Here is a 13,973-nt window from a genome sequence, read left to right as displayed (position 1 = left end):
GCTTGCCTACCATTCGAAGATTTTCCAGGACGGGATTCGCATGCCCTGCACCTGGTCGGCGCGGGCGAAGTTGCCCTCGTCGTCCACCGCGACCAGAAAGTATGGCGCACCGTTCTTGGGGAATACCTTGATCGCATACAGGAAGCCGTTGAGTCGATATTCCTCTACCCGCCGACCGCCTTCCTCGCGGATGGTCACATCAGGCTCGGCGGTGACCGGCTCCTGAGCCAACAGTGGGAAACTCAGCGCCAGCGTCAATGCTCCCAGCCAACGGCATACTGAACGTGTCATGGTACTCTGTGTCCTGTCATAGGAAGGTGGAGGTGCAGCCTTGCTACCCGCCGCTATTCTAGCCCTTTTTCTTATCGGAACGTTGATCTGACGCATGACTGATACCGCCCCCCTGATCCTCGTGGATGGCTCGTCCTACCTGTATCGCGCCTTCCATGCCCTACCTCCGCTGACGACCTCCAAAGGCCAGCCCACCGGCGCGATCAAGGGCGTGCTCAACATGCTCAGCAGCCTGCGTCGGCAGTACCCGGCCAGCCCGTTCGCGGTGGTCTTCGACGCCAAAGGTCCGACCTTTCGCGACGCCCTGTTCGAAAACTACAAATCGCACCGCCCGCCGATGCCCGACGAGCTGAGCAGCCAGATCGAGCCCCTGCATGCCTGTGTTCGCGCGCTCGGCCTGCCGCTGCTATGCGTCGAGGGCGTGGAAGCGGACGACGTGATCGGTACGCTGGCCTGTCAGAGCGCCGCGAACGGTTGCCCGGTGATCATTTCCACTGGCGACAAGGACATGGCGCAGCTTGTCGACGGTCATATCACGCTGGTCAACACCATGAGCGGCACCGTGCTGGACGAGGCGGGCGTTCGCGAGAAGTTCGGCGTCGGCCCTGACTGCATCATCGATTTCCTGGCCCTGATGGGCGACAAGTCCGACAACATTCCGGGCGTGCCTGGCATTGGCGAGAAGACCGCGGTCGGCCTGATCGGCGGCCTCGGCGGCGGGCTGGATGTGATTTACGAGAATCTCGAAAAGGTCGCCGGTCTGGACATACGCGGCGCCAAGAAGCTCGCCGAAAAGCTGACCGAACACCGCGAGGCAGCCTACCTGTCGCACCAGCTGGCCACGATCAAGACCGACGTGGAGCTCGAGCTTCGCGTGGATGCGCTGCATCCGGGCGAGCCCAACCGCGAAGCGCTGATAGAACTGTACCGCGAACTCGAGTTTCGTAACTGGCTGGAAGACCTGCAGCGCGAAAGCCGCGCCGGAGCCCAGCCAGGATCGGTCAAGGCTGACGAGCCAGCCGAGAAGGTCGAGCGGCATTACGAGATCATCTTCGAGCAGGACGATCTGGAGCGCTGGCTGGACAAGCTGGAGATCGCCCGGCTGTTTGCCTTCGATACCGAGACTACCAGCCTCAATGCACAGGAGGCCGAACTGGTCGGCGTCTCCTTTGCGGTGAATCCGCACGAGGCGGCCTACATACCGCTTTGCCATGACTACATGGGCGCGCCGCAGCAACTCGACCGCGACGCCGTGCTCGCCCAACTCAAGCCACTGCTGGAAGACGAAACCAAGCTCAAGGTCGCCCAGCACGCCAAGTACGACATGAACGTGCTGGCGCACTACGGCATCGAGATGCGCGGGGTGGCTTTCGACACCATGCTCGAGTCCTACGTACTGGATTCGACCGCCACCCGCCATGACATGGACAGTCTGGCGCTGAAGTATCTCGGCGAGAACACCATCCGCTTCGAAGACGTTGCCGGCAAGGGCGCCAAACAGCTGACCTTTGACCAAGTGGCCGTGGAGCAGGCCGGGCCCTATTCGGCGGAAGACGCCGATGTCACGCTGCGCCTGCACCAGACACTGGTCCAGAAGCTGCGCGCGCATCCGAGCCTGATGAGCGTATTGAAAGATATCGAGATGCCGCTGATGCCGGTGCTGGCGCGCATCGAGCGCTTCGGTGCCTTGGTCGATGCGCAGCTGCTCGGCGTACAAAGCCGCGAACTGGGCGAGAAGATGCTCGACCTCGAGCATCAGGCGTACGACATCGCCGGCCAGCAGTTCAATCTCGGCTCACCGAAGCAGTTATGCGCGATTCTCTACGATCAGCAAGGCCTACCGGTGCTGTCCAAGACCGCCAAGGGCCAGCCATCTACCGCTGAATCGGTGCTCGCCGAGCTGGCCGAGCAGGGTTACCCGCTGCCGCAGGTGATCATGCAGTACCGCAGCATGAGCAAGCTCAAGAGCACCTATACCGACCGCCTGCCTGAGCAGATCAACGCCCGCACCGGGCGCATTCATACCTCCTATCATCAGGCGGTGACGGCGACCGGCCGCCTCTCCTCGTCGGACCCGAACCTGCAGAACATTCCGATTCGCACCGCCGAGGGCCGCCGCATCCGCCAGGCGTTTATCGCCCCAGCGGGGTACCGGCTGGTGGCTGCCGACTATTCGCAGATCGAGCTGCGGATCATGGCGCACCTGGCCCAGGATCCGGGTCTGCTCGATGCCTTCCGTCACGATCTGGACGTGCACCGGGCAACCGCTGCAGAAGTCTTCGGCGTCTCGCTGAAGGAGGTCAGCAACGACCAGCGTCGCAGCGCCAAGGCGATCAACTTCGGGCTCATCTATGGCATGAGTGCCTTTGGCCTGGCCAAGCAGATCGGCGTCGACCGCAAGGAAGCCCAGGCCTATATCGATCGTTACTTCGTCCGCTACCCCGGCGTGCTCAGCTATATGGAACGCACCCGTGATCAGGCGCACGAGCAGGGCTATGTCGAAACGCTATTCGGACGCAGGTTGTATCTGCCGGACATCAATTCGAAGAACCAGGCGATGCGCAAGGCGGCGGAACGCACGGCAATCAACGCGCCCATGCAGGGCACCGCGGCCGATATCATCAAGCGCGCCATGATCGAAGTGGACCGCTGGTTGGTCGAATCGCAGATGGACGCGCGCGTGATCATGCAGGTACACGATGAACTGGTGCTCGAAGTACGAGAGGACCTCGTTGACAGTGTGCGCGAAGGGCTTTGCCAGCGCATGAGTGCGGCAGCGGAACTGGACGTGCCGCTGGCCGTTGAGGTGGGCGCCGGCATGAACTGGGACGAGGCTCACTAGAACGGTTTCGTCCCGCTCAAAATTTTTTTGTGGTTTCGCGGAATTTTTTTGAACTTCAGCGAAACGGGGCGGTCAGAGCTTGTGAATGGCCAGTCAAGCCCTTCTTGCTCCTTAGATGTGATTTAGTGTTGGCAGAAAACCGGGCAACCCTTTCCTAGCACAGCCCGGTCGTTAAGCCCCGAACCTTCCCTCCCCATAGAAGTTCGGGGTTTTTTTTGCCTGCGATTTGCCGCCGATCAGCCTTCAGCCGCATCGATATCCAGCAGATCAGGAAAAAACCATTGCTCCAGCACCGCGTGCGCTTCGTCGACGCCCTGCCGCTTGGGCGATGAAAACAGTTGCACCGACACCAGATCGCCATGTTCCTTGCGCACGCGAGCCTGAATTTTCAGCAATTCATTCTTCGACGCCCCGAATGCCAACTTGTCCGCCTTGCTCAACAGCACCAGCGTCGGCAGGCTGCTGTCGCCAGCCCACTGCAACATCATCTGGTCGAAATCGGACAGCGGATGCCGGATATCCATGACCAGGACCAGCCCGACCAACGAGTCGCGATGGGTAAGGTAGGCGTCGAGATGCTGCTTCCAGTGCTCCTTGAGCGCCAGCGGCACCTTGGCGTAGCCGTAACCGGGAAGATCGACCAGACGGCGCTGCTCGTCGAGACCGAAGAAGTTGATCAGCTGCGTCCGTCCGGGGGTCTTGGACGTGCGCGCCAGACGAGCATGGGTGAGGGTGTTCAGGGCGCTGGACTTGCCCGCGTTGGAGCGGCCGGCGAACGCCACTTCGAAACCCTGATCGGGCGGGCACTGATCGACTTCGCTGGCACTTTTGATAAAGGATGCGCGCTGGCACAGGGAGACTAGAGGTGTTGCTAGAGACATGGATGAATCCGTGAAGGCTGGCATGGGGGCGACGACATTCACGCCGCTACGTAGCTTAGTATATACTGCTGCGGTTTTATATCCCGGCTACTCAGTGCGACAGTCTGACCATTGCAGCCCCACCTTGCGGCGGATAGCATGGCGCTCTACTGGCACAGGAAGCGTGACGGGAACGAATAACGAGGCAGTCCGTATGGATAACGCGGCGTACGAAGCCGGAGCTGCGGGCAATGCCACTTTTTTTAGCCGTAATTGGATTAGCCGATGAATAAATTACTCGTGAGTCTGGTGTTATCCCTCGGTGTGGCCGGTTCGGCCTATGCACAGGCCCCGGTCGAAGGAAACGCTGAAGCCGGCGCTGGCAAGGTAGCCATGTGCGGTGCCTGCCATGGCGCCGATGGCAACAGCACCTCCGGCAACTTTCCGAAACTCGCGGGCCAGGGCGACCGCTATCTGTTCAAGCAGCTGGCCGACATCAAGGAAGGCCGTCGCGTCGTGGTTGAGATGACCGGCATGCTGGACCCTTTCAACGAGCAGGATCTGGCCGACATAGCAGCCTATTTCTCCGAAAATACCATGTCTGGCGGGGTCGCCGATCCTGAACTGGCGGAAACGGGGGAGAAGCTCTACCGCGGCGGACGCCTGTCGACCGGCCTGCCGGCCTGTACCGGCTGCCATTCGCCAACCGGCAAGGGTAACGAGCCAGCGGGCTTCCCGCATCTGGCGGGCCAGCATGCTGCGTACACCGTCAAGCAGTTGACCGCTTTCCGCGAAGGCGAGCGCACCAACGATGGTGATACCCGCATCATGCAGATGGTTGCCGAGAAGCTGAGCAACCGTGACATCGAAGCTGTGGCCAATTACATTCAGGGCCTGCGCTGATCCAGGTATTGCCGTGTGTTGCGGCAGGCTTCAAAAAAAGGGTGGCTTCGGTCACCCTTTTTTCGTGCAGTAGCGGTTATGCTGCATGGATCATCATGAGCGATGACCAGGCGAACCGCCGGTCATCATTCGATACGTCAAGAGTTCGTTCGGGAGAGTTACATGCGCGCGTTGATTTCAATCGCCCTGGTCTGGCTGTTCGGTAGTCTGGCTCTGGCCCATGCTCAGGAAGCAGCACCCTACGAGGCTGGCGTCCATTACGTGGAGTTGACCGCTCCGGCTCCCACCCAGAACGCGGACAAGATCGAAGTGGCTGAGCTGTTCTGGTACGGCTGCGGTCATTGCTTCTCACTCGAGCCGATCATCGGCGAGTGGAAGAAGACCCTTCCCGAAGATGCCTACTTCCGTCCGGTACCCGCTTTCTTCGGCGGCGTCTGGAACACCCACGGTCAGCTCTACTACACTCTGGAAAGCCTGGATAAGCTGGACGAGACGCATCAGGCCGTATTCCAGGCGATTCATAACGAGAAAAAACGTCTGGCCACTCAGGACGAAATCATCGAATTTCTCGAGCCTCACGGCATCGGCGAGAAGGAATTCAAGCGCGCCTGGTCATCCATGGGCGTGCGCGGCAAGATGGCCCAGGCCGAACGGCTGTCCAAGGCCTACCGTGCCACCGGCGTACCCACGCTGATAGTGAACGGAAAATATCGCATCGAAGCCGCCATGGCCGGCGGCTTTGAAGACATGCTCAAGGTTGCCGAGTACCTGGTGGAGCGGGAACGGCAATCCAACTGAGGTTGCCCATGATTTCAGCGGGAAACATCCCGGTACGACGCTCAACCCACGGATCCATGGCGCCAGCCTGTCTGCGCACCAATCCGCACTGGGTTTCATCCGAGCAGACGCTGCCGAACGTGCTGCGTCTGCTCAGCTTCAATATTCAGGTGGGTATCAATACCCAGCGCTATCACCACTATCTCACTCGCAGCTGGCAACACTTTCTACCACATGCACGCCGCCAGGCCACGCTCGGCCAGATCGCTCGCATGCTCAATGACTTCGATCTGGTTGCTCTGCAGGAAGTCGACGGCGGCAGCATACGCTCCGGTTATGTCAATCAGGTGGAACACCTGGCCAAGGAAGGGCAGTTTCCGTACTGGTATCAGCAGCTCAACCGTAACCTGGGGCGATTCGCTCAGCATTCGAACGGCCTGCTCAGCCGCTTCGCTCCGGAATTGGTAGAAGACCACAAGCTGCCGGGCATGCTGCCCGGACGCGGCGCAATTCTGACCAGTTTCGGTCAGGGTCAGGATTCGCTGCTGGTGGTGATGATGCACCTCGCGCTCAGCCTGCGTACACGAAACAATCAGCTGGCCTATATCCGTGAACGCGTGGCCGATCACCAGCATGTGGTGTTGATGGGCGACATGAACACTCACGCCGAGGATCTGCTGGATCACTCGCCGCTGCGCGGGAGCGGTCTGCATACCGCGTCCCTACCGGGAAGCTACCCGAGCTGGAAGCCGGCGCGGATGATCGACCACATCCTGATCAGCCCGAGCCTGTCGATCGAACAGGTGGAAGTATTACCGCAGGCGATTTCAGACCATTTGCCGGTAGCCATGCACATCCGACTACCCGACCAGATGTGCAAGCCGCGCGAGCCGAACCGCTAGCTACGGTCTGGTTTTACTCTATAATCGTCCGCTACAGCGTGCAGGAGCACACATGTCGGACCCAAGAAACAGCGATCTCGATGCAGGGCAGGAAGCCGTGGAAAGTCTTCTCGATCACGAAGAGCTTCTGAAGCGCAGTCTGGTTCGTATCAGTATCGCCGCCGACGGGCTCGATCCGTTGCTTGATCAGCGGCTGCGTGAGCTCCGCGGCTCCCTACGGGCCGACGCCCCGCCCCATCTGCTCGCCGACCTGATGCCGGAACTGGAGCGCGCTGTTCTCAAGGCTGACGCAGACCGTCAGGAACGCCTGGTCAGGATCGCTCATCACCTTCAGGCGCTGGCGCAGAATCTGCAAAGCCATCATCCGACCGGGATCGCGAACCGGGCACTGCGACAGCTGCAGAAGCAACTCGAAGCTCCGCTCGTCTACGCCAACCAGATCCCGGCTCTGCTGGAGGAGCTGTCGGTCGTCCAGCAACTGATATTCGATACGCCGTCCGGTCCGGAAAGCCGTGGGCTGCTGGCGCGCCTGTTCAAGCGTGGCGACGCGCAGGTGCCGGCGCCAATGGCATCGCATATGGCGATCGGTGATCCGCAGACGAAGGACGAAATTCAGGAAGACACCGTGCCGCCGCGCCTTGACTCGGCGTCCAGCCCGGTGGGCGGTGAGGCGCAGCAGTATTCTCAAGTTGCAGGCCATATCGAGACCATCCTGCTCAATCTGCTTTCCGAACTGCAGGTGCTCGACGATCAGCGAAGCCGCTGTGAGCGGCTACGCGAGCAGGTTAGCCGCGGTTTGAACTGGTACGAACTGGCTGCGGTACTCGACGAACTGATGCTGTTGGTACTCAATGCTCAACAGAAACGTCAACACGACTTCGAACGTTACCTCAAGCAGCTTAATCAGCGGCTTGCACAATTTCAGGGCAATCTGGAAGCCGCGCACGACGCCTGTCTTGGCTCGTTCGAATCCGGCAAGCAGCTGGAGGTAGCGATCCGCAGCCAGGTCGCCGGGCTGCATGACGACGTGCGCGACGCAACCGAACTGGATGCACTGAAAGCTAACGTCGACGCCAAGCTCGACGCACTACTGCAGGACGTCGATCATGCCCGCAGCTCCCGCGAGCAACAGGAGGAAGAGACGTCCAGCCGTATGCGCTCGATGATCGAGCGTATCCAGGTGATGGAAGTAGAAGCCCAGACTTTTCGCAAACACCTCGACGAACAGCGCCAGCGCGCCATGCTTGACAACCTCACCGGCATGGCCAACCGTGCCGGCTTGCAAAAGCGCATGGAAGAGGAATTCGACCGCTGGCGCCGCTATGGTGGTGATCTCTTGCTGGCCGTTCTGGACGTAGATCATTTCAAATCGATCAACGACCGCTTCGGACATTTGGCAGGCGACAAGGTGCTGCGGCTGATCGCCCAACAGCTCTCGGGGCGGCTGCGCAAGACGGATTTTATCGGTCGCTTCGGCGGTGAAGAATTCGTCCTGTTGATGCCGGGCACAACCGTGCAGCAGGGCGCTCTCGTGCTTGATGAACTGCGTCGCGGTATCGAGCAATGCCCGTTTCACTTCAAAGCTGAACGGGTGACCATTACCATCTCGATGGGCTTTACCCAGTTCCGCCCTGACGACACGCTCGAAGAGACCTTCGAACGTGCGGATCAAGCCATGTACCAGGCCAAGCAGGCGGGCCGAAACCGCATCGTCCGAGCGGCCTGAACCACCACGTTCCAGCGCGTTGCTATGCTAGGCTAGTCACTCGGCCCGTTTATCCCGAGGACATGGTGAAGCTTCTCGTCAACTCCTTGCTTGTTATGCTGTTTCTGACCGGCTGCGCGAGCGGCCCGGCCATCGACACCCGTTACAGCTCCGAAAGCCAGGATAGCCGGGTGCAGTACGTGGTGCTGCACTACACCTCGTCCGGATTCGAGCGCTCGCTGGGCACGCTGACCCGCGGACCGGTAAGCAGCCATTACCTGATCAAGCAGAGTCCACCCACCATCTACCGGCTGGTCGACGAAAGCCGCCGCGCCTGGCATGCGGGGGACAGCAGCTGGCAGGGTCGGACCTGGCTTAACGCGACGTCGATCGGCATCGAACTGGTCCACCCCGGCTACAGCGAGACGCCGCTCGGGCGAGTCTGGCATACCTGGGAGCCGCGGCAGATCCAAGCGCTCACCGAGCTGCTCGCAGACATCCTGGAACGGCACAATCTGACTCCCGACCGGGTCGTCGGTCATAGCGATGTGGCGCCGCAGCGCAAGCTCGACCCCGGCCCGCTATTTCCCTGGCAGCAGCTGGCCGATGCTGGCGTGGCCATCTGGCCGGACCAGCAGCAGGTGCAGAGCCATCTGAACGAGCTGAGAGACCGTACGCCGCCGTTGCGCTGGTTTCGCCAGTCGCTGGCGACGTTTGGGTATGCGCTGCCAGAGGATATCGATACCGACCGGGGCAGCCCGGCACTGCGCAACGTGATCGCCGCGTTTCAGATGCGCTTTCGCCCTGCCCGGTATGACGGCCTGCCCGACAGCGAGACGGCGGCCCTGCTCGCAGCGCTGGTTCCGGCCGCTGTCAGCTGGCCGGACTGGTGTGCCCCAGCTGATGCCCCACGCGAAGCCGACCCTTGCCAAGCCCCGCCAGCTGCTCTTGAATGATGCTCATCAAGTCGGCAGCATAGCTGTCCGCGGTCGCCTACTTCCCACCTTCGCGGATGGTCAGCCAGAGCGACTCCCTACATGAAGCCGAGCAGGACGCACTGCAAGCATGCTTAACGGTATCTGGCTGAGCTTTTTCATTGCCGCATTCGCTGCCGCGCTCTGGCAATGGTTGGGGGGAGGTGACACCGAGGTGTTCAGCCGCCTGGTCGCCGCGTTGTTCGATATGACACGGCTCAGCGTCGACATCATCATCGTGCTGATCGGCACCATGACTCTCTGGCTGGGCCTGCTGGCCATCGCCGAGAAGGCCGGCCTGATCGATCTGCTGGCTCGAGTACTCAACCCGCTATTCCGCCGTCTGATGCCGGAGGTCCCCAGCGGGCATCCCGCGCTCGGGCACATCACCATGAATTTTGCCGCGAACGTGCTGGGGCTGGACAACGCAGCGACGCCGATCGGTCTGAAGGCCATGCACTCCCTGCAAACGCTCAATCCGAGCCGGGACACGGCAAGCAATGCGCAAATCCTGTTTCTGGTGCTCAATGCCTCGTCGCTGACGTTATTGCCGGTGACTATCTTCATGTACCGCGCGCAACAGGGCGCGTCCGATCCCACCGCGGTATTTCTGCCGATCCTGCTGGCGACTACCGCTTCGAGTCTCACCGGCCTATTCAGCGTCGCGCTGATGCAGCGGCTGAAATTGTGGGATCCCGTCGTGCTGGCCTATCTGGGTGCCGGTGCTCTCGCACTCGGCGCGCTGCTTGCCGTGCTCGCCGGTCTGTCCGCACAGGCGCTGGCTGCCACCTCGACGCTGGTTGGCAACCTGACGCTGTTCGGCATCGTCATGCTGTTTCTACTGGTCGGTTGGGCGCGCAAGGTGCATGTCTACGATGCCTTCATCGAAGGCGCCAAAGAAGGCTTCAGCTTCACCGTCTCATTGCTGCCTTACCTGGTTGCGATGCTGGTAGCAGTAGGTGTGCTTCGCGCCAGTGGCGTGCTGGACGCAGTATTGGATGCTATCCGCTGGCTGGCCGTGTCGATGGACTGGGATACCCGCTTTGTCGACGCGCTGCCCACCGCGTTGATCAAGCCATTATCGGGCAGCGGTGCACGGGCGATGATGATCGAAACCATGAACACGCATGGGGTCGACAGCTTCGCCGCGTTACTGGCAGCGACCTTTCAGGGCAGCACCGAGACGACCTTTTATGTGGTGGCGGTGTACTTCGGCGCGGTCGGTATCCGCCGCGTACGGCATGGCCTGGGCTGCGCGCTGTTGGCCGATTTGGCCGGCATGCTCGCAGCCATCGCCGTGTGCTACTGGTTTTTTGCCTGAACCGGTCGGTCGCGGATCATCTGTTAAGCTGTTTTGAAAGACTTCGAACAGGACAGCCCCATGACCGCACCACGCTTCGACCAGTTGCACCGTCAGCCAGGCCCGTTCTTCATCGCCCTCGGGGGCGCCGGCATGTTCGGTGCGAACTTCTACCTGTACGGCTCGGCGGGACAGTGGATTGCAGTGGACTGTGGCTTTGCGCTGCAGTCGATGCCCGGCGGCAGCAACATCATGTCGGTCCCCAGCCTCGCTGCACTCAAGCAGCACGATATACAGCTTTCGGCCTTGCTGATTACACATGGGCATGAAGATCACATCGGGGCCATTCCGCATCTCTGGCGCGAGCTGAACTGCCCGCTGTACGCCAGCCCGTTCGCCGCACACCTGATCCGCAACAAGCTCGACCCGTCGTTGCAGTGGCCACAGATGAAAGAGATTCGGTCGCTGGAGCCGATAGGCATCGGCAACTTTCAGGCCGAGTGGATTCCGGTGACGCATTCGATCCCCGAGTCGCACGGCATCGTCATCGAGGCGGCAGGCAAGCGTATCTACCATAGCGGCGACTGGAAGCTCGACCCATCACCGGTGGTCGGCGGGCTGACGGCGCAGAGCCGGTTGCAAGCGCTGGGTCGCAGCGGTGTTCACGCGGTAATCGGCGACTCGACCAACGCCCCGGTTCCCGGCACCAGCCGCTCCGAGGCCGACGTGCAGAACGGCCTGTCTGACACGATCCGTGCTTGTCGCAAGCGGGTTATCGTCACCTGCTTTGCCAGCAACCTGGCGCGACTGCAGAGTCTCGCCGAAATCGCCTTCGACACCGCTCGCTACGCCGGACTGCTCGGGCGCAGCCTGCTGACCATGCACAGCGCTGGGCGTGCGTTGAATTACCTGAGTTCGCGCCCGGGTTTTATCAGCCCCTGGGAGCTGGGTTATCTGCCTCGCGAACAACAGCTGTGGATCTGTACCGGTAGCCAGGGCGAGCCGGCTGCGGCGCTGGGCCGGCTGGCCAGCGGCAACCATCCGCACCTCTCGCTGGAAGAAGGTGACACCGTACTGTTCTCCTCAAGGCTGATTCCAGGCAACGAAGAATCGCTTGAGCGCATTCGCCGGGGTCTGACGGAGCAGGGCGTGAATATCATCGATGACGAGATGGCGCCCATCCACTCCTCGGGCCACCCGCCACAGGAGGACCTGCGGCAGATGTACGGCTGGCTGAAGGCGCGCTACCTGCTGCCGGTGCATGGCGAACCCTACCATCAGCAGGCCCATCTGGAATTCGCCCGCAGCTTGGGCATGCAGGGGATGGTGCCGGCTAACGGAGACCTGTTCGATCTATCCGCGCAGCCTGCACGGGTGGCCGATATGGAGTGGGGCCTGACCGAGGTCAAACAGGACTGACGTCCCGCTAGAGGATTTCCTTCAGCTGCTGCCAGGCCATGCCCATCGCCAGCAGTGGCGCACGGAGGCGCTGGCCGCCGGGGAAGTGCATGTGCGGCACGCGGCTGAACAGCTCGAAACCGCGGCTCGCCTGGCCGGTGATGGCTTCGGCCAGAATCCGCGCCGCCAGGTGCGTCGCGTTCACCCCGTGGCCCGAATAGGCCTGCGAATAGAACACGTTGCTGTGTTCCGGCAGTCTGCCGATCTGCGGCAGGCGATTGGCGCCGATGCCGATCATTCCGCCCCACTGATACTCGACACGTACGTCTGCCAGCTCCGGGAACACCCTGAGCATCTTCGGCCGCATATAGGCCTCGATATCCGCAGGGTCGCGGCCCGAGTAATGGCAGGCGCCGCCGAACAACAGCCGTTTGTCTGCCGAGAGCCGGTAATAATCGAGCGCCACGCGCTGGTCACACATCGCCATGTTCTGCGGAATCAGCCGTGCCGCGCGCTCCTCGCCGAGAGGCTCGGTAGCGATCACGTAGCTGCCGGCCGGAATCACTGTGCCGCTGAGCTGGTGGTGTAGCGAGCCGATGTACGCATTGCAGCCGATCACCAGTTGCCCGGCACGCACGCGTCCGCGTGCGGCATGCACGGTAACCACCGGGCCGAAATCGATCTGCGTCACATAGGAATGCTCGAATAGCTGAGCACCGAGCTCCAGCGCCGCCTTGGCCTCGCCCAGCGCCAGATTCAACGGATGCAGATGGCCTGAGCCAGCATCGGTCATTCCGCCCACGTAGCAATCGGAGCCGACAACACTATGCATCTGCCCGGACTCGACCATCTTCAGTTCATGGGGATAACCCAGTTCCAGCAGTTCGTCACGATCGGCACGGAACTGGTCCAGATGGGCTGGCTTGTTCGCCAGGTCGCAGTAGCCCCAGGTCAGGTCACAATCGATGCTGAAAGCCTCGACGCGCTCACGGACGATCTGCACCGCCTCGATACCCATGCGCTTCAGATCGCGCACACCTTCGCGGCCGATGGTCTTCTCGAACTGATCCAGATCATGACCCACGCCGCGGATCAGCTGACCGCCGTTACGACCACTGGCGCCCCAGCCGATCTGATGGGCCTCGACCAGCGCGACCGACAAGCCGCGCTGACGGAGCTCGATCGCCGTGTTCAGGCCGGTGAAGCCGCCGCCGACGATGCACACGTCGACCTGCACGTCGCCTTCGAGGGCCGGCAGCTTCAGGCTCTGGTTACGGGTAGCGGCGTAGTAGGACGGTGCATGGTCAGGCGTATGGGTCAGCACAGGCTTGGTTCCGTTCAGGATTGGCGTAAAAATGTAAATAAAATTTGACAGCAGCTTAGCGGCTAATCGCTTTCAGGTATAGGGATCGCCAGGGTTTCCTTGAGTTCTTCCATGACAATGTAGCTTTTCGATTCCCGGACTCCCGGCAGCTTGAGCAGGATGTCGCCGAGCAACTTGCGGTATGAGGCCATCTCGGAGATCCGCGCCTTGATCAGGTAGTCGAAGTCGCCGGAGACGAGATGACATTCCAGCACGTGGGGCAGCTTGATCGCCGCGCGGCGAAAGTCGTCGAAGATGTCCGCCGACTTCGATGCGAGGCTGATCTCGACAAACACCAGCAGGTTGGCCTGGAGTTTCTGCGGGTTGAGCCGCGCGCCGTAGCCGAGGATGAACTTCTCGCGCTCCAACCGCTTGACCCGCTCCATGCAGGGCGTGGTCGAAAGCCCGACGCGATCGCCCAGCTCGACGTAAGAGATGCGCCCTTCGTTCTGCAGCACGCGCAGAATACTCAGATCGATCTTGTCGAGCTCGCGGCTGGATGCCCTGCGCGTTTTCATGGTTTCTTCCTGTTTATCAGCTTATTCACAGCGTTATTTTCCAACCAATACTGTTTATTCGAGAAATCGCCCAGACCCAGCGCTTCTAGAATAGTGATATTGCCCATTGCGGCAAGTTATCCATTCTATCCACGCCCACT

The 13,973-nt window shown here is 61.2% G+C and carries 12 protein-coding genes; 8 read left to right on the top strand and 4 right to left on the bottom strand.

Going from position 1 to position 13,973, the window contains the following annotated elements; translation table 11 throughout:
• Positions 1–6 precede the first annotated feature (6 nt).
• Positions 7–291: a DUF2782 domain-containing protein gene (locus tag BLT85_RS15105; RefSeq protein WP_093396526.1), complete on the bottom strand. Its 285-nt coding sequence runs from the start codon at positions 289–291 to the stop codon at positions 7–9.
• 94 nt (positions 292–385) lie between these two features.
• On the opposite strand from BLT85_RS15105, the gene polA reads away from it, so the two are divergent.
• Positions 386–3,133: a DNA polymerase I gene (polA, locus tag BLT85_RS15100; RefSeq protein ID WP_093396523.1), complete on the top strand. Its 2,748-nt coding sequence runs from the start codon at positions 386–388 to the stop codon at positions 3,131–3,133.
• A gap of 236 nt (positions 3,134–3,369) precedes the next feature.
• On the opposite strand, the gene yihA is transcribed toward polA, so the two are convergent.
• A complete protein-coding gene (gene yihA, locus BLT85_RS15095; protein WP_093396520.1) occupies positions 3,370–4,014 on the bottom strand; it encodes a ribosome biogenesis GTP-binding protein YihA/YsxC in 645 nt (214 codons plus the stop codon).
• A 264-nt stretch (positions 4,015–4,278) separates the two neighbouring features.
• On the opposite strand from yihA, the gene BLT85_RS15090 reads away from it, so the two are divergent.
• From BLT85_RS15090 to BLT85_RS15060, 7 genes are all read left to right on the top strand, one after another.
• Positions 4,279–4,896 (top strand): c-type cytochrome, encoded by a 618-nt coding sequence (locus tag BLT85_RS15090; protein ID WP_093396517.1) that lies wholly within the window; start codon positions 4,279–4,281, stop codon positions 4,894–4,896.
• A 162-nt stretch (positions 4,897–5,058) separates the two neighbouring features.
• Complete coding sequence (locus BLT85_RS15085) at positions 5,059–5,694, top strand: thiol:disulfide interchange protein DsbA/DsbL (protein WP_157718189.1); 636 nt, start codon at positions 5,059–5,061, stop codon at positions 5,692–5,694.
• A 56-nt stretch (positions 5,695–5,750) separates the two neighbouring features.
• Positions 5,751–6,575: an endonuclease/exonuclease/phosphatase family protein gene (locus BLT85_RS15080; protein WP_093396512.1), complete on the top strand. Its 825-nt coding sequence runs from the start codon at positions 5,751–5,753 to the stop codon at positions 6,573–6,575.
• A 52-nt stretch (positions 6,576–6,627) separates the two neighbouring features.
• Complete coding sequence (locus BLT85_RS15075) at positions 6,628–8,301, top strand: GGDEF domain-containing protein (RefSeq protein WP_093396509.1); 1,674 nt, start codon at positions 6,628–6,630, stop codon at positions 8,299–8,301.
• Positions 8,302–8,363: 62 nt separating this feature from the next.
• A complete protein-coding gene (locus BLT85_RS15070; protein WP_093396506.1) occupies positions 8,364–9,236 on the top strand; it encodes an N-acetylmuramoyl-L-alanine amidase in 873 nt (290 codons plus the stop codon).
• A 109-nt stretch (positions 9,237–9,345) separates the two neighbouring features.
• The gene (locus BLT85_RS15065; RefSeq protein ID WP_093396503.1) at positions 9,346–10,575 is read left to right on the top strand and encodes a nucleoside recognition domain-containing protein; all 1,230 of its coding nucleotides are present in this window, start codon (positions 9,346–9,348) and stop codon (positions 10,573–10,575) included.
• Positions 10,576–10,635: 60 nt separating this feature from the next.
• Complete coding sequence (locus tag BLT85_RS15060) at positions 10,636–11,973, top strand: ribonuclease J (protein WP_093396500.1); 1,338 nt, start codon at positions 10,636–10,638, stop codon at positions 11,971–11,973.
• 7 nt (positions 11,974–11,980) lie between these two features.
• Here BLT85_RS15060 and BLT85_RS15055 read toward each other — a convergent pair whose 3' ends face one another.
• Positions 11,981–13,294 (bottom strand): NAD(P)/FAD-dependent oxidoreductase, encoded by a 1,314-nt coding sequence (locus BLT85_RS15055; RefSeq protein WP_093396497.1) that lies wholly within the window; start codon positions 13,292–13,294, stop codon positions 11,981–11,983.
• Between the two features lie 44 nt (positions 13,295–13,338).
• Positions 13,339–13,833 carry an Lrp/AsnC ligand binding domain-containing protein gene (locus BLT85_RS15050; protein ID WP_093396494.1) on the bottom strand — a complete coding sequence of 165 codons (495 nt, stop codon included), beginning with the start codon at positions 13,831–13,833 and terminating at the stop codon, positions 13,339–13,341.
• Positions 13,834–13,973: the final 140 nt, after the last annotated feature.

It is taken from the genome of Halopseudomonas xinjiangensis (assembly GCF_900104945.1).
GTDB lineage: Bacteria > Pseudomonadota > Gammaproteobacteria > Pseudomonadales > Pseudomonadaceae > Halopseudomonas > Halopseudomonas xinjiangensis.
The sequence above is the reverse complement of the archived record's forward strand: the minus strand, read 5'-3'. Positions and strand labels throughout refer to the sequence as shown.